The sequence below is a fragment of the Cereibacter sphaeroides 2.4.1 genome, from assembly GCF_000012905.2.
Classification (GTDB): Bacteria; Pseudomonadota; Alphaproteobacteria; order Rhodobacterales; family Rhodobacteraceae; genus Cereibacter_A; species Cereibacter_A sphaeroides.
This window is the reverse complement of sequence record NC_007490.2, coordinates 15,857-35,930: the sequence shown is the minus strand read 5'-3', so window position 1 is coordinate 35,930 and position 20,074 is coordinate 15,857. Positions and strand designations below refer to the sequence as shown.

General features: G+C 62.0%; 20 protein-coding genes and 6 pseudogenes. 9 read left to right on the top strand and 17 right to left on the bottom strand.

The window, feature by feature from the left end:
- Window positions 1-106 precede the first annotated feature (106 nt).
- Window positions 107-1,318 (top strand): plasmid replication protein RepC, encoded by a 1,212-nt coding sequence (gene repC / locus RSP_RS21080; protein WP_011331443.1) that lies wholly within the window; start codon window positions 107-109, stop codon window positions 1,316-1,318.
- Between the two features lie 519 nt (window positions 1,319-1,837).
- On the opposite strand, the gene RSP_RS22570 is transcribed toward repC, so the two are convergent.
- The 7 genes and pseudogenes from RSP_RS22570 to RSP_RS22555 form a co-directional block, all read right to left on the bottom strand.
- Window positions 1,838-1,984, bottom strand: a complete 147-nt coding sequence (locus RSP_RS22570) for a transposase (RefSeq protein ID WP_017140516.1) — start codon at window positions 1,982-1,984, stop codon at window positions 1,838-1,840.
- 14 nt (window positions 1,985-1,998) lie between these two features.
- A complete protein-coding gene (gene tnpC / locus RSP_RS21075; RefSeq protein ID WP_011331442.1) occupies window positions 1,999-3,000 on the bottom strand; it encodes an IS66 family transposase in 1,002 nt (333 codons plus the stop codon).
- Between the two features lie 60 nt (window positions 3,001-3,060).
- On the bottom strand, window positions 3,061-3,360 hold the full coding sequence (locus tag RSP_RS22565; RefSeq protein ID WP_011331441.1) for a transposase: 300 nt from the start codon (window positions 3,358-3,360) through the stop codon (window positions 3,061-3,063).
- Between the two features lie 162 nt (window positions 3,361-3,522).
- Complete coding sequence (gene tnpB, locus RSP_RS21070; protein WP_017140518.1) at window positions 3,523-3,705, bottom strand: IS66 family insertion sequence element accessory protein TnpB; 183 nt, start codon at window positions 3,703-3,705, stop codon at window positions 3,523-3,525.
- Window positions 3,706-3,824: 119 nt separating this feature from the next.
- A pseudogene (tnpA, locus tag RSP_RS21060) lies at window positions 3,825-4,275 on the bottom strand (IS66-like element accessory protein TnpA).
- Between the two features lie 58 nt (window positions 4,276-4,333).
- Window positions 4,334-4,686, bottom strand: a pseudogene (locus tag RSP_RS22560) (IS3 family transposase); the annotation flags it as partial.
- Between the two features lie 71 nt (window positions 4,687-4,757).
- Window positions 4,758-5,711, bottom strand: a complete 954-nt coding sequence (locus tag RSP_RS22555; RefSeq protein WP_023003463.1) for a hypothetical protein — start codon at window positions 5,709-5,711, stop codon at window positions 4,758-4,760.
- A gap of 411 nt (window positions 5,712-6,122) precedes the next feature.
- Between RSP_RS22555 and RSP_RS21050 the strand changes: the two genes are divergently transcribed.
- Both RSP_RS21050 and RSP_RS21045 read left to right on the top strand, forming a co-directional pair.
- On the top strand, window positions 6,123-6,551 hold the full coding sequence (locus RSP_RS21050) for a type II toxin-antitoxin system Phd/YefM family antitoxin (RefSeq protein WP_023003461.1): 429 nt from the start codon (window positions 6,123-6,125) through the stop codon (window positions 6,549-6,551).
- Window positions 6,551-6,928, top strand: coding sequence for a hypothetical protein (locus RSP_RS21045; protein ID WP_011331439.1), 378 nt, complete (start codon window positions 6,551-6,553; stop codon window positions 6,926-6,928). The genes RSP_RS21050 and RSP_RS21045 overlap by 1 nt, the downstream gene beginning before the upstream one ends.
- 42 nt (window positions 6,929-6,970) lie before the next feature.
- Here the strand turns inward: RSP_RS21045 and RSP_RS21040 are convergent, their stop codons facing one another.
- Both RSP_RS21040 and RSP_RS21035 read right to left on the bottom strand, forming a co-directional pair.
- On the bottom strand, window positions 6,971-7,798 hold the full coding sequence (locus RSP_RS21040; protein ID WP_011331438.1) for a hypothetical protein: 828 nt from the start codon (window positions 7,796-7,798) through the stop codon (window positions 6,971-6,973).
- A gap of 368 nt (window positions 7,799-8,166) precedes the next feature.
- A pseudogene (locus RSP_RS21035) lies at window positions 8,167-8,376 on the bottom strand (integrase core domain-containing protein); the annotation flags it as partial.
- Window positions 8,377-8,461: 85 nt separating this feature from the next.
- On the opposite strand from RSP_RS21035, the pseudogene RSP_RS21030 reads away from it, so the two are divergent.
- From RSP_RS21030 to RSP_RS21005, 5 genes and pseudogenes are all read left to right on the top strand, one after another.
- A pseudogene (locus tag RSP_RS21030) lies at window positions 8,462-8,608 on the top strand (hypothetical protein); the annotation flags it as partial.
- A gap of 38 nt (window positions 8,609-8,646) precedes the next feature.
- Window positions 8,647-8,940, top strand: a pseudogene (locus RSP_RS21025) (transposase domain-containing protein); the annotation flags it as partial.
- Between the two features lie 215 nt (window positions 8,941-9,155).
- Entirely contained in the window at window positions 9,156-9,605 is a 450-nt protein-coding gene (gene tnpA, locus RSP_RS21015; RefSeq protein WP_320406920.1) for an IS66-like element accessory protein TnpA, read from the top strand.
- Complete coding sequence (tnpB, locus tag RSP_RS21010; protein ID WP_011331436.1) at window positions 9,602-9,955, top strand: IS66 family insertion sequence element accessory protein TnpB; 354 nt, start codon at window positions 9,602-9,604, stop codon at window positions 9,953-9,955. Before tnpA (RSP_RS21015) ends, tnpB (RSP_RS21010) begins: the two co-directional genes overlap by 4 nt.
- 68 nt (window positions 9,956-10,023) lie before the next feature.
- On the top strand, window positions 10,024-11,595 hold the full coding sequence (locus RSP_RS21005) for an IS66-like element ISRhsp5 family transposase (protein ID WP_011331435.1): 1,572 nt from the start codon (window positions 10,024-10,026) through the stop codon (window positions 11,593-11,595).
- Between the two features lie 67 nt (window positions 11,596-11,662).
- On the opposite strand, the pseudogene RSP_RS21000 reads toward RSP_RS21005, so the two are convergent.
- The 8 genes and pseudogenes from RSP_RS21000 to RSP_RS20965 all read right to left on the bottom strand — a co-directional run.
- Window positions 11,663-11,794 (bottom strand): annotated as a pseudogene (locus RSP_RS21000) (transposase); the annotation flags it as partial.
- 62 nt (window positions 11,795-11,856) lie between these two features.
- A complete protein-coding gene (locus RSP_RS20995) occupies window positions 11,857-13,620 on the bottom strand; it encodes an asparagine synthetase B family protein (protein WP_011331434.1) in 1,764 nt (587 codons plus the stop codon).
- 8 nt (window positions 13,621-13,628) lie between these two features.
- On the bottom strand, window positions 13,629-14,405 hold the full coding sequence (locus RSP_RS20990; RefSeq protein WP_011331433.1) for an MDR/zinc-dependent alcohol dehydrogenase-like family protein: 777 nt from the start codon (window positions 14,403-14,405) through the stop codon (window positions 13,629-13,631).
- Between the two features lie 35 nt (window positions 14,406-14,440).
- A complete protein-coding gene (locus tag RSP_RS20985; RefSeq protein WP_011331432.1) occupies window positions 14,441-15,763 on the bottom strand; it encodes a PLP-dependent transferase in 1,323 nt (440 codons plus the stop codon).
- Window positions 15,756-16,124 (bottom strand): hypothetical protein, encoded by a 369-nt coding sequence (locus RSP_RS20980; protein ID WP_011331431.1) that lies wholly within the window; start codon window positions 16,122-16,124, stop codon window positions 15,756-15,758. Before RSP_RS20980 ends, RSP_RS20985 begins: the two co-directional genes overlap by 8 nt.
- A gap of 74 nt (window positions 16,125-16,198) precedes the next feature.
- On the bottom strand, window positions 16,199-17,209 hold the full coding sequence (locus RSP_RS20975) for a LeuA family protein (RefSeq protein ID WP_011331430.1): 1,011 nt from the start codon (window positions 17,207-17,209) through the stop codon (window positions 16,199-16,201).
- A 74-nt stretch (window positions 17,210-17,283) separates the two neighbouring features.
- On the bottom strand, window positions 17,284-18,336 hold the full coding sequence (locus RSP_RS20970) for a class I SAM-dependent methyltransferase (protein WP_023003459.1): 1,053 nt from the start codon (window positions 18,334-18,336) through the stop codon (window positions 17,284-17,286).
- A gap of 7 nt (window positions 18,337-18,343) precedes the next feature.
- Window positions 18,344-19,414 carry a radical SAM protein gene (locus RSP_RS20965; RefSeq protein WP_011331428.1) on the bottom strand — a complete coding sequence of 357 codons (1,071 nt, stop codon included), beginning with the start codon at window positions 19,412-19,414 and terminating at the stop codon, window positions 18,344-18,346.
- A gap of 341 nt (window positions 19,415-19,755) precedes the next feature.
- Here RSP_RS20965 and tnpB (RSP_RS20960) point away from each other — a divergent pair, with 341 nt between their 5' ends.
- A complete protein-coding gene (tnpB, locus tag RSP_RS20960) occupies window positions 19,756-20,046 on the top strand; it encodes an IS66 family insertion sequence element accessory protein TnpB (RefSeq protein ID WP_011331427.1) in 291 nt (96 codons plus the stop codon).
- The last annotated feature ends 28 nt before the right edge of the window (window positions 20,047-20,074 follow it).

The following is a 20,074-nucleotide window of genomic DNA, read 5'->3' as shown; positions in this document are numbered from 1 at the left end:
GACCCCAACTTTGATCTTAGCACTTTCAAGGTAGTGGGCCAGCGCGCAAACCGCAAGTCTTATGTGATTTGCGGAACGGCTTTTCTATGCCTTCGTGAACGACATCATGGAGTACACACCGATTTCGCCGTTTATGCGGCCGATCTCGCTCGCTCATATGCGCGTAGTCCAGCAGCCTGAGGCGGCTGCTCCTGGCAAGCCCGTCAGCAAGTGGGAGCTCCTTCGCGAGCTCTCCAAGGCGCAGGCCACCTTTGGTATTTCCGAGCGCGATCTAACTGTACTGCAGGGACTTCTTAGCTTCTTTCCCGATGATGCACTTGGCAGGAACGCTGACATGGTCATCTTCCCATCCAACAAGGCGATCTGTGAGCGGCTGAATGGCATGCCTTGCTCTACGATGCGCAGGCACATTGCCCGTCTGGTGGACGCTGGCTTGCTCATGCGCCGAGATAGCCCTAATGGGAAGAGGTATGTACGCAAGCACGGCGAAGAGCGAGTGGCCTTCGGCTTTGATCTCTCGCCGCTTTACCGCCGTTCCGAAGAGGTAGCACGGGCTGCAGAGGCGGTGCGTGAGGCCGAAGAACGTGTACGCCGACTGCGGGAGGTCGTGAGCCTCATGCGGCGTGATCTCGCATCTCTAGCGGAGTTCGGCGAGGAGCTCCAGCCAAGCCTTGGCCTCTGGGATCAGCTTCGCGACAAAGCCGTCCTGACCGCGCGCGCCTTGCGCCGCAAGCTCACTCTCGAAGAGCTTTCGGCATATCGAGAAGACCTTGAAGCACGCCTTGATCAGGCACGCGACATCATTGATGGCCCTGAAACAGAAGAAATGATCACCAATGATGCCCATTATGAGCGCCGCCTTCATAATTCAAATAAAGAAACCATAGATCTTGAACCGGCCTTAGAAAAAGGCGGGCCGGCGGCCGGCGCGCCACATATTGAAAGGGATACATCTGTTGCTGGCGGGGAGGAAGCGGAGACAAAACGCTTGCCAAAGATCCCGCTCCATTTGGTGATTGCTGGCTGTCCATCGCTCAAGACCTTCTACCAAGGCGAAGTCAGGCACTGGCATCAACTTTATAGCGCCGCGTCCCATGTGCGGCCGGCCATGGGGATCAGCGCGTCCGCTTGGGAAGAAGCTCAGCGCTTTATGGGGCCAGAGCAGGCATCGATTGTTGTTGTCGCCATGCTCGAGCGCTTTGCAGAAATCAGATCGCCCGGCGGATACCTCCGCGCGCTCACAACGAAGGCCGCGGCGGGCGAGTTTTCCTGCGGGCCGATGATTATGGCGTTAATATCCCGACGAGATGCGGCGTGATGTTCACAGCTGTGAACATCACGCCGTTGGAGGCCTATCCAGCAGAGTTCACAGCTGTGAACTACATGTGCCGCACTGCGCCTTCGTCCGATGTCACTCGGGTGCACGCGGGCCCTTTCTCGGAGCGGTGGTCGCCAACATGATGCTGTTTCGACAATGAGCCGACCTGGAGCGCGACGGCGGCGACTAGGTCATCGCGATCACTGACCTAGCGCAACAGTGCCCACAGCTCGCGGCCCTCCCCGGGCCCATACACGATCCTCACATGGCCGCCGATTACGCAGATGCATTGTTCTCCAGCGACACCTCCGGCCTAACACGCAGCTTCCTCACTCAGTCCTCTGTTCGGACCCGAAGCGGGAAAGGTGTCAACGCGCCTTTGATTGTGCAACGGTAGCGGGTGAGCCGTAAGCGGCGTCTCTGGCCCATTGAATTCTGGCTTGCGGTCGCCCGGCAAGGGCGCCGGCGTCCGCTGATTGTCGGAACTCATATGAGCTCACTGGGTCCTCACGGATGAGGTCATTTCGCCGGTTGTGAGGGGGCCTTGGTGTTGGCCGCCGGGATGTAGGCCCAAGGCATCAGCGCGTCGATGTCCTTGTCGAGGTGGCTGTGGGCGAGCCGGGTGAACAGGTCGAGCAGGTAGGCGTGAGGCTCGACGCCATTCATCTTGCAGGTGCCGATCAGGCTCGCGAACGCGCCCAGGACCGTCCGCCCTCGTCGTGGCCCGCGAAGAGTGCGTTGCGGCCGTTCATGGCCGGGCTGCGGATGGCGTTCTCGACTAGGTTGGAGTCGATGTCGACGTGGCCGTCTTCCAAAAACAGTCGGAAGCCGGCCTGGCGGCGGAGCATGTAGGCCATGGCATCGCCGAGGTCCGACTCGCGCGAGACCCGGGCGGCAAGCCAGGCGAAGAACTGATCCAGCAGCGCGATGCGCAGGAGCGCCAAGCCGAAGATGGGCGAGCCCATCTTCGGCTTGGCCTTGATCAGCTTTCTCCGACCGTGGGCCCAGCAGAACGCCAGCTTCAACGGCTGACCGCCCATCCGGCCGGCCATGGCCAGGTGGCTGTAGCCACCATAGGCGTCAACCTGAATGGTGCCGTGGAAGCCGTCGAGGATCTCGTCGGCGAACTCACCGCTGTGGCCGGGCGGTAGTGGAAGACCAGCCCGGGTGGCAGAGGCCGCCCATCCCCGGTCATCCCGCAGCATGGCCCAGAGATAGCCGGTCCTGGTCTTGCCGCGCCCCGGATCCAGCACCGGAGCGGTGGTTTCGTCCATGTTGAGCCGCGAGCTGCGCGCCTTCAGCAGTTCCGCCATCCGCTCGACCACCGGCGCGATCAGCGCACCCGTCCGCCCCATCCAGTCTGCCAGCACCGAGCGGTCGATCGGCACGCCAAGCCGCGCCATGACCACGGCCTGCCGGTTGAGCGGCATGTGCTCGGAATGCTTGGCCACGGCGACATGGGCAAGCAGCGCCTCCGTCGGCCAGCTGCCTTCCAGCAGATGCGCCGGAGCCTTGGCCTGGACGACGCCAATCCGCCCCTTCGGGCAGGCGTATTTCGGGCGGATCGTGACGATGACCTGATAGCGCGCCGGGATGACGTCGAGCCGCTCTGTGCGGTCCTCGCCGATCCGGGCCATGTCCCCGCAGCCGCACGGGCAGGCGATGCTCTCGGGCTCGATCACCCGTTCGACCCGCGGCAGGTGGTCCGGCAGGGCACGAGCCCTGCGGGGCGCGCGGGGCGTCTACTCCGCATCGGGAGCGCTGGCCGCGATCCTCTCCTCGACCGCGGCGATGCGCGCCTCGGTCTCGGCTTTGGCGGTTTCCAGATCCTCCAGTGCCAGTTCCAGCTGGGCCGGATCGAGCTTCTCGGATTTGGGCCCGAACTTCGCCTGCCGGTACTGCGCGATCTGGCCCTCCAGCTTCCCGATCAGCTCCTTGAGGTCGGCGATGAAGGCATCCTTCTCGGCCACCACCGCCTGCTCGTGCAGGCGCGCGGCGCGCTCCACCGAGAGTTCGAACTTCGCGGCTTCAAACGCCTTCACCACCTCGGGCGGAAGATCGGGAAAGCGGCTGAGATCGACGGGCTACGACATGTGCCCTTCTACCCGATCCGGGCCGTGAACCCAATAAAACAAGGTCGGAAAGGGCCGCCTGAGTCACCCCGCCGCAGCCGGTGGGGCCACCCGCTGCGCCACCACCCGACGCTACTCCAGCCCCTCGAACAGCGCCTCATATTGCGCCCGGAACAGACGCATGACCCCGTCCTGGATCTTCGGCCAAGCGAAGTTTCCCTGCTCGAGCCGCTTGTAGATCAGCACCAGGCCACTGCCGTCCCACACCAAAATCTTCAGCCTGTCACCGCGCTCCGAGCGGAAGATCACCGTCACGCCCTAGTTCGGATCAAGCTTCAGCTGGTCCTGCACGATCAGCGCCAGCGCCTGATGGCCACAGCGGAAGTCGACGGGCCGGGTTGCCACCACGATCGGCAGCCGCTGTCCGGCGATGATCATGCCGCCTCTCGCAGCGCCCGCACCAGCGCCGCCGCCCGTTCGGCCGGCACATTACCCGGAACTCGCAGGACGACGACGCCGATCTCGATGGTGACCACGCCCGACAGGCCATCCAGTCCGGCGCCAACCTCCGGCTCCACCGTCAGGGGCACTAAGGCAGCCTCCAGACCCTCCACCGCGTTCTCGGGCAGAGCGAGCAGCCCCTTCCGGGCTTGCCGCCGCCAAGCCGAAAGCTGGTGCGCAAGAACCCCGTGCCGCCGCGCCATTTCTGCCACACGAACGCCCAGGCGGAAGCTCTCCGCCACGATCCGTGGCCTTCACCTCGTCCGGCCAGCGCCGATAGCCACGAGTGCGCCGGATCACCTCGATCCGGCCGTCGAACCCTTCACCACCATCCGGCATCGTCGCCTCCTTCTGAAGCCTCAGAACGAGGCTCGCCCCTCCCATCCCGATCCGGAACCCGGGAAATCAATGGGCCATAGGCGGCGCACACAAGCCATTAGATGGCGACGTAGGTGAAATCGCTGACCCAGAGCATGTTGGGAGCCGGCACGCGGAACTGACGGCTCACCTTGTCCAATGGGCATGGAACCTTCTTGTCCGGCACCGTCGTTTTATGCGGCCTGCGGCGGATAACGCCTTAAATACCATGCCCTTCATCAGCCTGGCGACGGTGCAACGGTCGACATCGAAGCCTTCGCGATCCAACTGACGCCAGATCTCGCGAACCCCTTAGACCCGCCAAGTCTTCTCGAACACGCGCTTGCTCTCGGGCCGCAGAACGTCGCACCGAGGCAACCGGGCCAGATCAGCATACTTTGCCAAGGGATCGTAGTAGGTGGACGGGGCAGCTTGCAAAGTCTGCTCCGGACGAGGTCTCCCCACTTGGCGTGCTTGTGCCTGCATAACGACGAGCTCGCGTCGCGTACTCACCATTCGATGTCGACTTTCCCCTGCCAGCGCCGCCGCAGGGTGCTCCTGCGCAGTGTTACATCCAGCGAGAGGGCGTAGTAGACGTCGTCCCCAGCGGCCTTTAAAGCGTCGAGACACAGCGCCCAGCCATCGGTCCGCCCTTGGGACAGAAGCTCTATCGCCTGCATCATAGCGCTTACTTGGGCAAGATGGCTGTAGTCCCCTGCAGCGACGCGATCCGTCAGGTCATGCGGGCGCGCTCTGCGCGCGGTGGGGCGTGTCACATAGGTTTTTGTTTGGCGGGCCGGTGCGGGCAGCGGTTGTGGCAGGTCGTTCCCATGGTCCTCCCTTTGCCAGATCCGGAACGCGCCGCGAATGCTGGTATCGTGCTGCAACCTCAAGTCTAGCATCAGCCGGGCCTCGAGCATCAGTGCATTTCCCGCATGAGGCCAGTGCGGTGCGGTCCAGTCGGCCTGCCAAGCCAGCGCACTGTCTGCTCGCGTGTCGAGTGCGACCTGCAACCGGCTATTGCGCAGTGTCAGCAAGAAGGCCACTGGTGGGCTTTCGGCCAGCAGCGGCGTCTCATGATCGTATGGCTCGAGTTCGCCAGAAGCCCCGTAGGTTGTAGAGGCGCCAGGAGCGAGAGGCTCTATTGGAAATTCTGCTCGATGAAGCAGGTGAACTGTATCAAGAGGATAGCGGAGGATAGTGCGTTCAAAGCGTTTGACCAGCATGTCGGTCTCGTTGCGGACATACCAGACGCGCAGGTCACGGATCTGGACGTGTTCGAGCACAACTACGTCGGGGGTGGAGGCGTTCAGCGGCGTCTTCAGGATCCTGAGCCGCAACCGAGCTAGATTGACCATGACGATTTGACGCGCGGCTGGATCGAGTTTACGGAGAGCGATTGCAGCAGATGCCTCGAAGGTGATCCCGTGCATGGTGATCCAATTCGCCTGCTGATATGCCATGACTCCGTCCTCCAGTGCTTCACGGTGTCCCTATGTGCGTCCCGCGCGACTAAGGACGGCTACAGTTCTGTACATAAACTCTCGACTTGGGAGCAGGTGGAACGAATGCAAGTGTTGCGTTTGCTTTAACGTACAAAGGTTGAAGAGAACGTTCGCTGTTAGGCTAAACGTACAGTAATCGTGGCCTTGATGCAACATTTATGTACACAACGTCGCGTTGAATGCTTGACTGATGCACGTAACGTACGTAAAAAAGGTTCAGCAGGGCACCAAGTAACCGCAATCTTCCACATGAAGGACGGACAAGATGTACGCTGGCCGCCGGGTTGAATCCAATTTTCGTACAAAAACCTTGACTTGTGGGGGAAAAATGTACATATTGTTTGAGTCCTTTTGAAGGAGATCGAACAGATGAAACATGAAGAATACGTCATTTCTCGTGGCGAAGCGCTCGAAGTTCCTGTGACGGACGCTCGGGCAGGTCTGGCCGAACTCGTTGATCTCGTCAGCCAGCATGGCCAGCGCGTCATCCTTACCAAGCACAAGCATCCCACCGCGGTGCTCGTCAGCATGCCGGACCTCGCGACGTTAGAGGCCACCGACGCCGATGCGCATGTTGCGCTGTCTTGGCCAGCGTCCAAGGTCGGTGACTTTGGATCCACAGACCTAGTGCTGGAAGCGGAAGATCCCGCTGACGTGACCGCGCGGAACGATTTGCTCGACCTGAAACGAAAGGTCGAAGGCGTAATGGAAGAGATCAACGAGATGATCCATGCGCATGATCGGACAGTCGGCTACGCCTGCGCGCATGAAGCGGCTGAAAAGTCTCAGGTGGCCTGATGTCCTGCTTTCGCGCCCCGGTTGCCAGTTTCAAGGTGCGTGTGCCGGAGGGCGCGTATGAAAAGGTTATGGCAGCAATGGTCTCGGCCGTTGCTGCCATGCCGGACTACCGGGCCGACCGCGAGAAAGTGATGCGGTTGGCCCAATCCCTCCTAATGGAGATCCTCACCCAGATGCGTAATGTCCACAATTACCGGGAGAAGGACGGCTTCCCGCAGCCTGTTGGCTGGCAGGACGTGCCGGCCGATAGACGCGTAGCCTACCAGAAGACATACGCAGCGCTGTTTAAGCAGACCTACTCCGGCGTGGCCATAGCCTACGGCGAGCGGTACATCCCGCCACAACACTGGCTGGTGGTACTCGACGCTGAACATTAGTCTTCGCAGACTAGGCAAGGCGCGTCGGGATCTGACGCTTGTTCAAGCGGGGCTAGGTCCAGCATCGTCACCGAGCCTGCGATATGACGGAAAGCGCGTGCTAAACACCTCGCCAGCCACGTCTACGTCACCCCACAACAGGAGCCAAGTCAACCAACGCGGCAGCCGCGCCAGCTGGTTCAGGATCCGGCTATGTATCGTCTCATCCAGATGCAGGGTGCATGTTTCGGCAGGTTGCAACGACAGGGGCGCGCGCAGAGGCAACACGTCGTTGTTGTTCTCTAGGCTTGGTGATGCCGCGACGGTCCAGAGCCAGCAGACTCGGATTCGCACGTCGCGGGGGTTGATTGTGCAGACCTTCTTGCCAACGTTGGTGACTGTGATTCCGAGCGAGAGCAGGAGCGCCCCTTCCTCGTACGGAAGCGACACCGGGGAGGGAACAGGCCGGGCCACAAACCTCGCGTCCTTCGGCCTTTCCTCCCGAGTCCGCAGCACCTCCAGCGCCGCGAGAATCAACAATGTGAAACTGACCAATGACACCAGCGGCCAGCCGCAGTCTTGGGACATGCGGCCCGTCACCATAACGATCATAAGGTTAAGCACTTCGCGCAGGGTGTCATCGGCAATAGCGGCTTCCGTCAGCGGCGGCAGTCCGCTGATGAGGAAGCCGGTGATAGCGGTAGTGGAAATGGCCGCGATGGTGCGACGCAATAGGTAACGCGGGTCTAGTAATCCCAGCATCAGGATCGCCACGGCGCTCGGCCAGAACAAGACGTAAACCCAGAGTGAGGCTTGCTGTACCATTAGCGGCGCCGCCAAGCAGAGGAACCCCACAAACACCCGAACAACAAGATAGAAGAACCACAGCATATGTACGCTCCCGCGAAGTCTAGAGCAGTTGTCGCAGGGTAAAGGCAGACATTTCTAGCATTTAGCCAGCTGCTCTGCCCCCCGACGCTCATCCAGCTGAACCTAGAGCTATTAGTTGACCATCGCCCGCTTGCGCGGAGGGAGCAATGGCGATCGGCGTAGCGGCTTAGATGCGCGGGGCCCGCAGTCCATTGCGGTGAGTTTGGCGGCGGACGTCACTGTAGCCGAGCGCGGAATGAGGCCGGGTGGCGTTGTGGTCGCCATCCAGGCGCTGATGCTGCTGCGGGCATGTTCGAGGCCGCAGAGCAGCGTATCGTTCAAGAGCTCATTGCGATTGACCTGCTCCCCTTGGAGTCCGCGCTTATAGGTTAGCTATGTTCAGGGTTTGGTCCTCTACTGACCGTTGGTGATACTCCCTTGGGAATGAGCCCGTCGAGGCTCGTGTCAGGGCGGTGGTGGTTGTAATCGTCGCGCCAGGCCGAGATTAGCTCCCGAGCGTGGCGCAGGTTGGCGAACAGGTGCTCGTTGAGGCACTCGTCGCGCAGGCGGCCATTGAAGCTCTCGACGAAGCCGTTCTGCAGCAAGCGCCACGCCGCTCCCCTCCTGCCGACGAACTCCCGAACGTGCGAATGATCGGGTGTTTGCACGGGAGTGGACGTCAAAATGGACGGCTGTATGGACGTCTCGCCGAATGGCTTTGCGGGGCGGCTCGAGGTGGTCGAGGGTCCGTCGGGTCGGCGGCGCTGGAGCGATGAGGAGAAGGCCCGGATCGCCTCCGAGAGTTACCGCCCCGGCGTTCATGTCGCCGATGTTGCACGGCGATACGGGACACCCTGGGCCTCTGGCCGGGCCTGGTCCGGTTCCTCGAGGACGGACGGCTGGAGATGGACACCAACCCGGTCGAGAACCAGATCCGCAGGGTGGCCCTCACACGCAAAAATGCGTTGTTCGCCGGTCACGAGGTCGGCGCCGAGAATTGGGCAATGCTCGCCTCGCTCGTGGCCACCTGCAAGATGAGCGACGTGAACCCGGTGAGCTATATCGCCGAAACCCTACGCGCGATCCTCAATGGTCACCCGGCAAGCCGGATCGAAGACCTGATGCCGTGGCACTTCCGGAAGACGTCAAGCCGAGCCGCTTAGGGGATCGGCGAGGCGCTTAAGTTCTGCATGGGCTTTCCCGGAGCGATATAGTGCCACTCGACCTTGCGATCCTCCTGCCATTTGAGGATGGCGTTCGAGGGCAGCGCGTTGGCCGTGAACTCGACAGCATCGCTCGGGTGCGCGGCTATCCATGCATGGTGGTCAGTAAGCGACCGCCCATCGCCCTCGTTGCCTGATCGGCAGCGCTTTCCGAGATGACGCCTGTAACAACGGAGGCGTCGATGGATACGGACGTACAAACATACGTAACTTCTCACAGTCACGAGCAAGGATATGCCGGTCGTATCGAGGTTGTGACGGGTCCGACCGGTAGGCGGCGGTGGCCGGAGCATGTGAAGGCCGCGATGGTGCTGGAGACCTTCCGCGACGGGGTGTCGGTTTCGGATGTCGCGCGCAAGCACGGAGTCTCGGCGCCGCAGCTGCATGCCTGGCGGCGGGCGGCCCGTGAGGGCCTTCTGCCGATGCCGGAGGATGAGGCGCTAGGGCTCGTGCCGATCGTCGTGGCGGATGGGGGACAAAGCGCTGGTGGTAGATCTGATGCCTGCCTCGCTCTGGAGATTGGTGACGTCAGGATCCTCGTGCCTGCCGTCTTTGACGCCGCCCACCTCGGCCGGGTGATCGCAGCGGTCCGGAGCGCGGCGTGATCCTGCCGGGCGGGATCACCCGGGTCTATCTGGCGACGCGGCCAGTCGATTTCCGAAAGGGCCATGCCGGGCTGGCGCTGATCGTGCAGAGCGTGCTGGGCCACGATCCGTACAACGGCGCGATCTACCTGTTCCGCTCGAAACGCGGTGACCAGCTGAAGTGCCTGGTGTGGGACCAGACCGGCCTCGTTCTGGTCTACAAGAAGCTCGAGGGCGGCGCCTTCCACTGGCCGAAGCCGGCCGATGGGGTGATCCGGCTGTCGCCGGCGCAGTTCTCGGCCCTCATCGAAGGGCTGGACTGGCGAGCGGTCCGGGCCGAGCGGCGGCCGCGGCCGCGACTGGCCGGATAGCCGCGGCAGGGTGACTCGGGCTGGCGTTTCGGCAGGCATTGCAGCGGGTTGTGGGGTATCCTCGCCCCATGGCATCGATCCGAACCAGTGCGGCCCGCGTGGCGGATCTCGAGCGGCGGCTGGCCGAGGCGGAAGCCGCGCGCACCGCGGCCGAGGCCCGCCTGGTTGAGGTCGAGGAGGCCCGCGCCCGGCTGGAGCGGCTGCTCGCACAGATGCGGCGCGACACCTTCGGCTCGAAGTCCGAGAAGCTCGACCCCGACCAACGGAACCTGCCGTTCGAGGATGTCGAGGCGGCGGCCGGCATGCTGGCCGCGGCGAGCGAAGCGGCCGAGAAGGCGCTCGGCACCCGGAAGGCTCCGTCCCGGCCTTCGGAGCGCAACAAGGGGCACCTGCCGGAGCACCTGCCGCGGATCGAGCGGGTGATCGAGCCCGACAGCATCCTTTGTCCTTGCGGCTGCGGCGAGATGCAAAGGGTGGGCGAAACCAGGACCGAGCGTCTCGATGTCATCCCGGCGCAGTTCCGCGTGCTGGTGACGATCCGGCCGAAATACGTCTGCCGGACCTGCGCGGGGGCACAACATGCCCAGGCTCCGGCGCCGGAATGGCTGGTGTCGCGCGGCCTGCCGACTGAGGCCTTGGTCGCGCACAGCGTGGTGGGCAAGTTCGGCGACTACCTTCCGTTCTACCGCCAGGCCGACATCTACCGGCGCCAGGGGATCGAACTCGACCGCACGATGCTGGCCGAGTGGTCGGGGCGGGCGGCGCAGCTGCTGGCCCCGGTGATCGACGCGATGATGGCCGAGCTTCGACGAAGCGACCGGCTGCAGATGGACGAGACCACCGCCCCCGTGCTGGCGCCCGGGACCGGCGCAGTGCGCAAGGACTGGCTATGGGTGGTGTTGCGCGACCAGCGGGGCTGGGGCGGCGGCGATCCTCCGATCGTGGTCTTCCATCACTCGCAAAGCCGCGGCGGCAAGGTCGCGCAGGAGATCCTGAAGGGGTTCGCCGGCGGTACGCTGCTGGTTGACGGCCATGGCGGCTACGACCTGCTGGCCGACCCCAAGAAGACCGCGAAGCCCTGGACCCTGGCCTTCTGCTGGACACATTGGAGGCGGCGCTTCGTGAAGTTCAGCCAGGACACGCCTTCGCCGATCTGCGACGAGATGATCGCGCGGATCGCGCAGCTCTACGCCATCGAGAAGGAGATCCGCGGCCGTGATCCCGCCGCCCGCGTCGCGGTCCGCCAGAAGTTCTCGAGGCCCATCGTCGAGGCGCTCCGGCCCTGGCTCGAGGGCTGCCTTCAGGATCTCTCCTCGTCCAACGAGCTCAGCACGCACATCCGGTACGGGCTGAAGAGATGGGACGGCATGACCCGTTTCCTCGAAGACGGCCGGCTCGAGATGGACACCAACGGGGTGGAGAACGCGATCCGTCCGATTCCACTTACAAGAAAGAATGCACTATTTGCCGGCTCCACGGATGGGGCGAAGACATGGGCCCGCATCGCCTCGCTGATCGGCACCTGCCGTCTGAACGGCGTGAACCCTGAGGCGTATATCGCAGCGACCCTCCGCAAGATCCTCGACCAGCACATGCAGAGCGACATCGCGGAACTGATGCCCTGGAACTTCCGCGGATAGTCAAGCCGCTACCCGAGGGGCGGTCAGCCTGCGCTTACGGTGGTCAGCTACAACGGCACGGAGCTGACCTCGAACGCCACTTGTAAAACGTGCCATCGCTGACGCCGTGCTTCCGGCAGAGCTCCTTGGCGCCTATCCTGGCTTGGTTCTCCTTCAGAATGCCAATGATATGCTCTTCGCTGAAACGGCTTTTCCGCATCGTCTGTCTCCTCGTTTGGAGAACAGGCTAACCTCAAACCGCGGACTTTTCAGGGGAGCAGGTCACCGTTTCGCTGGACCCTCGTTGCCCATGCGATGGGCGCGCGCGATGTCCGGTTCGTCAATCAGGTCATTTTCCATCAGCCAGTCAATCCAGAAGCCCAGGGTGAGGAGACAGAAGGCAACCTTCGCCATTCTCGCATGGCCTTGGGCCGTCTTGGTCAACACGTGCTCCAGTCCTCCGGGCTCGATTCCCAGACAGGCGAACACCGCTTCTTGCCGCGAGAACTCCTCGGTCAACCACGCTTTCAGCGGCCCGACGAACCAAGTGGCAACCGGCGCACGAAATGGCTTTTTGATTTCGGTGCTGAAGTGGGCCGGCAGGTCCCGGAAGTAGGCTTGGCGCAGAAACACTTTGGTCTGGTTCGGGCTCAGTAGCGAGTCGATTGGAAGGCTAAATGCCAAGTCTGCGACATCGCCGTGCAGAAACGGGGTGCGCCCCTCGATCGAGCAGCGCATGAGCGTGTGGTCGGCGCGCAGGAGAAGAGGCTCCAAATTGTGACTCATTTCAGCGGCGCGCAGCTGCGTCCATTGGTCCCCTTCGGGCAGGGCCCTCGTAAAGACGTCGAGTGCTGCGGCGCACCGAGCTTGGATCTCGCCTGAGAACAGCCGTTGGCAGACGGCGCGCTCCAAAGGTCGGAACAGGAAATCGCGAAGGGACCAGCCGGACAACATGGGCAGGTAGCTTCGATACCCGCAGAACAACTCGTCCGCCCCCTCCCCTAGCAGCAGAACGACGACTCCGGCCTCGGCCGCTTTCTCCGCCAGCCCGAGATAGAGCGGCGCGCTGGTCATCTGGGTCGGCTCGCCCAAGATGGCGATCGCCCGGCGAAGGTCCCGCCAGTAGGTAGCTGGGTCGAAGCGGCTGGCGGTGAGCCGCCAAGATTTCCAAGCCTCGCCCTTAAGCTCAAGAGCGGAGAGGTCGGTAATTCCATCCTGGGAGCCTAACGCTTGGATACTGATGAGATCTAGATCGGTGATGCCCAGCGAATCGAGCTCGCTGCACAGGATCGTCGAATCCAACCCGCCACTGACCGCAACGCCGACCTTCCGATTGGAGACCAGAGTTCGGCCTACGGCGTCGCGAATGGCCTCCCGGACCTCCTCGTGGCACGGCGGGGCTCGGAGGGTGGCTCCGGTGATCCGTTGTGCGATGTCCCGGGATGCCGAGGCCTGGACCAAAGTGTCGCCTGAGGCGCTCAACCGCCCGCCCGCTGGGATCGAGCGTAGTCCCTCGTAGAAGCCGAGGCCGTCGATCGGCCGGCCGAACGCAAGGTATTGAGCGATGGCCTCGCGCCTAAGCCGGATCTTCCCCAAGCCTTGGATTAGGGGCTGCTTTTCTGATGAGAAGGCCAGCGCTCCTCGGTGCTTGCGCACGAACAAGGGTTTGATGCCATACGTGTCACGCTGGATCTCCAAGGTGGTGCCAAGTGCGTTAATCTTCAGCAGCGAGTACATGCCGTCGACGGAAGGGGAGGTTAGGCAGTCTACCTCGCCTGCGCCGCCATCCGGCGTGCGCCCAAGATAGTTGTGATAGACTTCGCCATTGTATGCGGCGTACCCGGCGTCCGCCATCGGTATCGGCTGGGGTTCTCCGAGTGGCGCGCGGACCCGCAGGCGCGCCATCCCAACACCCGCCGCCTCGCCGATATGGACGCCCACCCCGTCAGGTCCACGATGCGATTGGCTACTAAGGGCGTCGTTCAGGAACCGTGCACCGTCGAATGTTGATCCCGGCGCGCGCGAAAAGCCGTAGATTCCGCACATCGCCGTCTCTATCCTGCCCGCCGCGAGAACTGATAGAGCATCGTGTTCGGTGCATCCGGAAGTTCAACCGCCTTTTCAAGGGTGACGTACCCTCTGGCATTCACGACGTCGTGGCTGAGCAAGGCGCGCACGTCCTCGTCGTCGAAGCGGGTCTCCTTGCCGCGGCGGCGATACCATTCCAGCAATGTCGGCTTGTCGATTAAGCCGTGCGGGACTAGCGCCCGGTCGAGTACGTCACCTGCCTCACGGAAGTGGAAGGTCTTGTCGCTCGGATCGAAAAATTTCGCCAAGGTACCCGATTGCTCGCCATACTCGATCAGCTTCAGGTCGATGTCGTAGAAGCCGAGCTTGACCGACGCTCTGACGGTCCCGGAGCCCACGAGGCTGAGCATGCCGAGACAGGCACGCCGCGCCTCCTCGGTGGTGAAGCGGTTGATCAGCCGGTCGTTCAGCACGAAGTCGAAATGACCGGCAAGTTCCTTGGGGATCTCGGCGGTGATGTCGAGAAGGTCGATGGTTACGCAGCGGTCCGCTAGTGCTTCCGCCAAGTCGTCGCACATGCGTTGGGAGAAGTCGAAGACGGTCACGGACGCGCCCCGTTCGAGGGCCTTCTCGATCAGGAAGCGCGTGGACGCGCCGATTACTGCAACGGTGCTACCGGGCACGATGTTCTCCAGAAAGATGTCGTTCTCACGATCGCTTGGACGTGCGGCGACCCGGCCAATGGTCCAAAACTGGTTGCCGATAAGCTCCCAGGCCTCGGCCTTCGAATTCGTTATGGTCATGGCTACCTCTCGCAATAAGTTGAGCATTGACGGGGTCATTCGGGTAGGACTGGCGCTGGCCCCCCATCCAAGGCGGCGAGAGACTGTTGAAGATCGTCGATCAGCATGTCCGGATCCTCCAAGCCAATTGACAGGCGAACGAATCCTTCCGGAACGCCTGTTCTGCGACGCTCGTCCTCCGTCAATTGCCGCAGCTGCGTGGAATAGGGATGGATGGCGAGGCTGGCGCTTGATCCGGCGGTCGCCACATGCCGGAACAGCGTCAGGCCCGCCACGAAACGCTGTCCGGCGACTTGGCCGCCATGGATGTCGACCGACACCATCCCGCAGGCGCCGCCGGGAATCGTATCCGCATTTCGCCGTACCTCGTCGGCCGTACCGATCGTGGGATGACAGACCGATCGCACGCGAGGGTGGCCATCCAGGAAGGTGGCGACGCGACGCGCGGATTCGGCATGGCGCTGTATGCGCAGTGCGAGCGTTTCCGTCGCCTGAGATAGCAAGAAGGCAGACAATGGACTTAAGGTAGCGCCGAAATCCCGCAGCATGACGAACCGAAGCCGCAGCATGTACGGCGTAGTGCGATGCTTGCGGGCAAGATCGGCCCACACAACGCCAGCGAATGCGGGATCTGGCTGGAACAGCCAAGTAAACCGGTCACGCGCGCTGGCCCACTCAAAGTTCCCTTCGCTTAGGGCTCCGCCCATAGTCGAGCCATCGCCCGCCACGTATTTCGAGAGGGAGACAACCGAAACCGCTGCGCCGAACGCCAGCGGCTGGCATAGGCCCACGCCCAGCGTGTTGTCGATAACCAGTGGGATACCGAGCGAGTGCGATCGCCGTGCGACGCTGGCGATTGGGAAGACCTTCAGCAGCGGGTTTGACAAGGTCTCAGCATACCACAGTTTAGTGCGTTCATCACTTAGGGCCTCGAACGCTTCGGCCGTGTCCTGCTCGGTGAATCGGACATTGATCCCCAAGTTCTTCAGCGTCGCGGAGAACATTGCCATTGTGCCTGAGAACAGGTTGCGTGACGCAACGATATTGTCTCCGGCTCCGGTGACCGCGCAGATCGCCGCGACTATCGCGGCCTTGCCAGTGGCGAAGCAGATGCAAGCCTCGCCCTGTTCGACGGCCCGCATCCGTTCCTCAAGGACGCGCGTCGTCGGATTGTCGGTGCGCGCATAGATCGGTGTGAGCTTCTCCAGCGCGAACAGCGCTGCGGCCTCGTCGGCCTCCGGGAGTTCGAAGGCCGTGGTCTGATAGATCGGCGCAACCAGCGACCTGTACGGGTCGTTCGTCGCCAGACCAATGTGGGGGAGCGGAATCGACCGTTTGTGGCCGAGGCTGTCAGGCATAGGATGAACCCTCCCAGTACCAGCCATTCGCCGAAGCGATGTATTTCAACGGCCCGAGGGAGTAGCAGGTCACGTCCGAGGCATCGGGGGATTTGTGGGGATTGATCGCGGCGTCAAATTCCAGCTGCTGGAGGGTAGAGAGTTTGTTCCGCGCCTCGAATTGAAGGACCCGCTCGTTCAGCCGGTCCCAACAGGTCTCGATCCACTTCGGCTGGAAGAGATACAGCAATCCTGTGATGTTGAGACCGCAAACTGTGATCCTGCAGTCGGTCTTGCTGTCGAAGAAGCCCTTCAAGATGTAAAGGTAGTCCCAAGGACTGGTCGGATCCGCGGTTGGTGTGTAGATCAGTTTAATCTTCATGGCGTCGCATCCCGCGTCTGGAAGACTTGTGCTCACTCCGGCGCGCCGAAACGGGCGCCGCAGTCGGGCATCGACTACGAAATTTCGCTGACCGTTTGGTCGGGAGCCGACGGTTCCTCGCCAGGTGCCTGCCCAACGGCCTGCTGATCATGTCTGTAGATGAACTCCTTGATCCAGTCGTAGGCACGCGGCTCGTACTGCGTGGCGCGTTGGTGAAGTTTTGATCCATGCTTGAACGCGTTGTCGCCGACGATCGGCCGCAGCGCGTCGAAGGGCGTATTCGATGACATGGCGACCAATCGTGACAGTGCTCGAAGCTCCGAGATGTCGGGCAGTGCGCGCTCGCCTCGAAATCCAAGATTGACGAGTAAGGTCGCTAGGTCCGTGATGCCGCAGCGCTCGCCCAACGCATTCACCGAGACGGATATAGAGTCGACACCGGCGTCGATCGCGGCGAGCGAGTTGGCCATGGCGAGGCCGCGGTCGTCGTGCAGATGCACCTCCACCTCCGCATCGGGGAATTCGGACTTCATCAGGGTGACCTTGCGCGCAACTTCGGCAGGCTCGGCGATTCCGAGCGTATCGGCGTAGCAAATGCGGTCGGCGCCTGCGTCGATCGCCGCGCCGAACACGTCCACTAGGAACAGTGTGTTGGTGCGGCTAGCATCTTCGCAACTGTAGCGGATGTTCAAGCCGCAATCCTTGGCGACCTTCACCGCGTCGGCGACCATTCGGATCAGTTCCGTGGTGCTGCGACCGATCACCCGGGCCTTCGTCGTGATGTCGTTGACACCCAGGAAGATCCCGACCCAAGTGGCCCCGGTACGGCTGACGGCCTCAATATCGGTGCGATGTGCACGGGCGTGCGCAATGATCTTTGCGCCGAGCCCGAGCTTCGCAACGGCCTCGGTGCGCTGGTGCTCGTATGGTCCGGCGAGCGGGTGACCGATCTCGATCATGTCGACGCCGATCCCGTCAAGCGCGGTGGCAATGGCTACGCTGTCGTGTACGCTGAACCTTACGCCCGAAGCCTGATTCCCTTCGCGCAGCGTTGCGTCGTTGATGAGGGTTCGTTTTCTTTGCATGCGAAGAGACCGTTTCTGCTGGGACCCGTAGGGTCGCGCCCTGCGGGGCGAGACCGGTCTGGTGGTGGAACCGCCTATCGTATGCCGACGGCGACCAAGGCATCACGCATTAGAGTTGCCTCGTAGTGGCGATCGACGGCGCGGATGGTCATCTCTCCCAAGGTGTCGGCGGCAAGGGCCTCCAGCCGGTCCCAGTCCGCGTCGCTCTCTAGCGTCAGCCGTACGAGCCCATACATCATGCGTAAGTGCTGGAGCATAGTGCGCCGAGCAGCCTGTGGCGTGTCGCCGGTGAGCACGAAAGGATCCTCCATCGCCTGCACTTTGGCGTCGCGGAAGCCCGCATCGGACATGATCTGCCGCATTTCGTCGGCGGAAAAATGCGGGTGCGGGTGCCCGGTTGCGGAGAACGGGTCTACTACCTCACGAAACCACCTGTCGACGGGGCCGTTCGTTTCGAAGTCGTGGAGTACGAACCGACCTCCGCGCCTAAGGGTCCGGTGCGCTTCGCGTGCCGCTTCGCGCCGTTCAGGATTGGTCAAGTGGTGACTTCCATAGGCGATCAACACCCCGTCAAGCACCGCGTCCTTCAGGAAGCTTTTCGATGCGGATTGACGAATGCTGGGGTAGCCTTGGGCCAGACAGGCGTCGACCATGAGCCGTGACATGTCGGCTGAGATGATTTCCGGCGAGGTACCTCCGAACCGTTCGCAAAATCTCCGCAGCGTGCCGTCGCCCGCTAGCACGTCCAAGATCACCGTCCGCGGGCCGGGGAGTGTGTCCCCATCTTCGCCGAATAGCCGCAACAGCCGGGTCATCCCGATGTGACGGTTGTCAATGTTGCGTTGCGCCAGATTGTAATCGTTCCCACGCCCGCCCTCGGTCTGACCCTCGAACTCCCAAGATTGGACGTTTAGGCGGTCCACCTCCGCCTGTGCCCGACCGTCGCATTGCCAATGCGGGTCAAGCAGGCCGTGCAGCCTGGGGTGGCGGAACTTCGTCATAGCAACGAAGTCCTCGAAGGAGAGACCGGCCACATACTGTGCGGCAGACCCGTTTGAGCGATCCCCGGCTTGGGCGGTCGGATGGGTCGCGTCTCTAGGTGAGGACGATGGGTTGAACATCGACATGACGGCCTCAAGACAATCCATGGAACGCCGCTGCTTCAAGCTTTGGTTGCTTGAAGTCGTAAAACACCGCCTTCTTCGGGCAGTTGCCGATACCTTGGTGGGCGAGGTGCTTCTTGAGCAGAACGATGTCCGCGAGGCGCATGGACTTAAGGTTCATATCCTTGCGGCTAGTGATCTCGCATCCCGACAGACAGTTCAGCGGCGTGCCTAGGTTGTCGAAAGACATTCCGACCTGGTTAACTAGGCAGTATTCGGCGCCGCTGTGGGTGACGGTCAGGGTTTCCGGCTTGTCGCGCAACTCTGCGACGATGCTGTGGCGCTCCGCTGCTTCCTCGGGCGAGAAGAACAGCTCGGGATGGTCGAGCGCGCTTCCAACGAGGGTTGGGAACTTGCAGATGTACTGCCATCCGTTGTTGTGCGCAAATTTCTGAAGAACCGGGAGCTCCTCGAAGTTCTGCCGCATGATCACGCTGCTAATCGTCACCGAGGTCGGCTCGCCCGGCGTCCCAATGAAACCGGCCGCGATCAAATTAATGAGCCCGGTCTGGAACGGCGCGATCGGCTTTTTGGTAATGTTGGAATAGAGGTCCGGCTCCAAGGTCTCGCAGGCGATGAACAGTGACACCTTCAGCTCGCGGATCTTATGCGCCAACTCGACGGCAGAAAGGTTGTGGATGCGAGCGACCTTGTCGTCGCCGAACTGCGACCCATTGGTGAACATCGCCGTCGACATGCCGAGCGAAGACGCACGTTCCAGGATCGGCAGGAGGCCTTTGAACAGGCCTGGTTCTGACTTGCCTCCGGCCCCGGTCATGATGATTGTCTTCACGCCGAGTTCGGCGGCCTGCTCCATCACGTCAAAGTATTGTTCGACAGACATGTCGCCACGCTTATCGGAATGCCCAGCGTAACAGTAAACACAATCGTAGTTGCACACCGCGCGAACTCCGATCCCAACACACGCTACCTGCGGACTGGTGATATCCAGAGCGGGTTCAATAATTTCGTGCAGGGGGAGGTCATCGATTCCCTTCATCGGGTACGCCGTGGGCTTCTGGTTCTTCGCTTCGCTTCGCATTGCTTCCTCCTTTGCGTCGACCTTGTCGGATAACGAGAATCGCCGCGGTAGGATAAATTTGAAAAATACCCGTTATGGTTGTCAAGAATTGATTCCAGCGACCTGCAAGAAAATTTCATTCTTCAATTGGGAATTTCTTAAGATTTGGCGGATGGTGTGAAGTGGAGCCGCTGCGCATCTCACCAGATGGGATTCATGCTTTGATTCAGCGTAATGGCTGCGGGCTATTCCGCAGCATGTAGAAAGAGATGCGGAAGCAGATTTTCTCGGCAAGATCGACGAGGAGATTTGGATGAAGAATAGCCGTTTCGCCAAGGCACAGATTGTGGGTGTTCTGCGTCATGCGCTGCGGGATTGCCGGGCTCTGCGCGCGGGCGAAGAAGGTATTGGGCGAGGATCCGGCGGGCGGCACGCTCCTGGTGTTTCGGGGGCGCATGGGCGACCGGCTGAAGATCCTGCACTGGGATGGGCAGGACTTCTGCCTCTATTACAAGGTGCTCGAGCGCGGGCACTTCCCTTGGCCGAAGGCCACCGAGGGCAAGGTTGCGCTGACACCGGCGCAAATGGCGATGCTCTGGGAAGGGATCGATTGGCGCCAGCCGCGCTGGACGAGCGCGCCGACGCGGATGTGAGTCAAAGCGCCGCTTTCCCCTTGTTTTG

Excerpts from the sequence above, each read along its gene's own strand:
- repC (WP_011331443.1), top strand. The coding sequence starts at position 107 with ATGGAGTACACACCGATTTCGCCGTTTATGCGGCCGATCTCGCTCGCT.
- RSP_RS22570 (WP_017140516.1), bottom strand. The coding sequence starts at position 1,984 with ATGAATGGCGTCGAGCCTCACGCCTACCTGCTCGACCTGTTCACCCGG.
- RSP_RS22555 (WP_023003463.1), bottom strand. The coding sequence starts at position 5,711 with ATGGCATATCAGCAGGCGAATTGGATCACCATGCACGGGATCACCTTC.
- RSP_RS21050 (WP_023003461.1), top strand. The coding sequence starts at position 6,123 with ATGAAACATGAAGAATACGTCATTTCTCGTGGCGAAGCGCTCGAAGTT.
- RSP_RS21045 (WP_011331439.1), top strand. The coding sequence starts at position 6,551 with ATGTCCTGCTTTCGCGCCCCGGTTGCCAGTTTCAAGGTGCGTGTGCCG.
- RSP_RS21040 (WP_011331438.1), bottom strand. The coding sequence starts at position 7,798 with ATGCTGTGGTTCTTCTATCTTGTTGTTCGGGTGTTTGTGGGGTTCCTC.
- tnpA (WP_320406920.1), top strand. The coding sequence starts at position 9,156 with ATGACGCCTGTAACAACGGAGGCGTCGATGGATACGGACGTACAAACA.
- RSP_RS21005 (WP_011331435.1), top strand. The coding sequence starts at position 10,024 with ATGGCATCGATCCGAACCAGTGCGGCCCGCGTGGCGGATCTCGAGCGG.
- RSP_RS20995 (WP_011331434.1), bottom strand. The coding sequence starts at position 13,620 with ATGTGCGGAATCTACGGCTTTTCGCGCGCGCCGGGATCAACATTCGAC.
- RSP_RS20990 (WP_011331433.1), bottom strand. The coding sequence starts at position 14,405 with ATGACCATAACGAATTCGAAGGCCGAGGCCTGGGAGCTTATCGGCAAC.
- RSP_RS20985 (WP_011331432.1), bottom strand. The coding sequence starts at position 15,763 with ATGCCTGACAGCCTCGGCCACAAACGGTCGATTCCGCTCCCCCACATT.
- RSP_RS20980 (WP_011331431.1), bottom strand. The coding sequence starts at position 16,124 with ATGAAGATTAAACTGATCTACACACCAACCGCGGATCCGACCAGTCCT.
- RSP_RS20975 (WP_011331430.1), bottom strand. The coding sequence starts at position 17,209 with ATGCAAAGAAAACGAACCCTCATCAACGACGCAACGCTGCGCGAAGGG.
- RSP_RS20970 (WP_023003459.1), bottom strand. The coding sequence starts at position 18,336 with ATGTCGATGTTCAACCCATCGTCCTCACCTAGAGACGCGACCCATCCG.
- RSP_RS20965 (WP_011331428.1), bottom strand. The coding sequence starts at position 19,414 with ATGCGAAGCGAAGCGAAGAACCAGAAGCCCACGGCGTACCCGATGAAG.
- tnpB (WP_011331427.1), top strand. The coding sequence starts at position 19,756 with ATGCGCTGCGGGATTGCCGGGCTCTGCGCGCGGGCGAAGAAGGTATTG.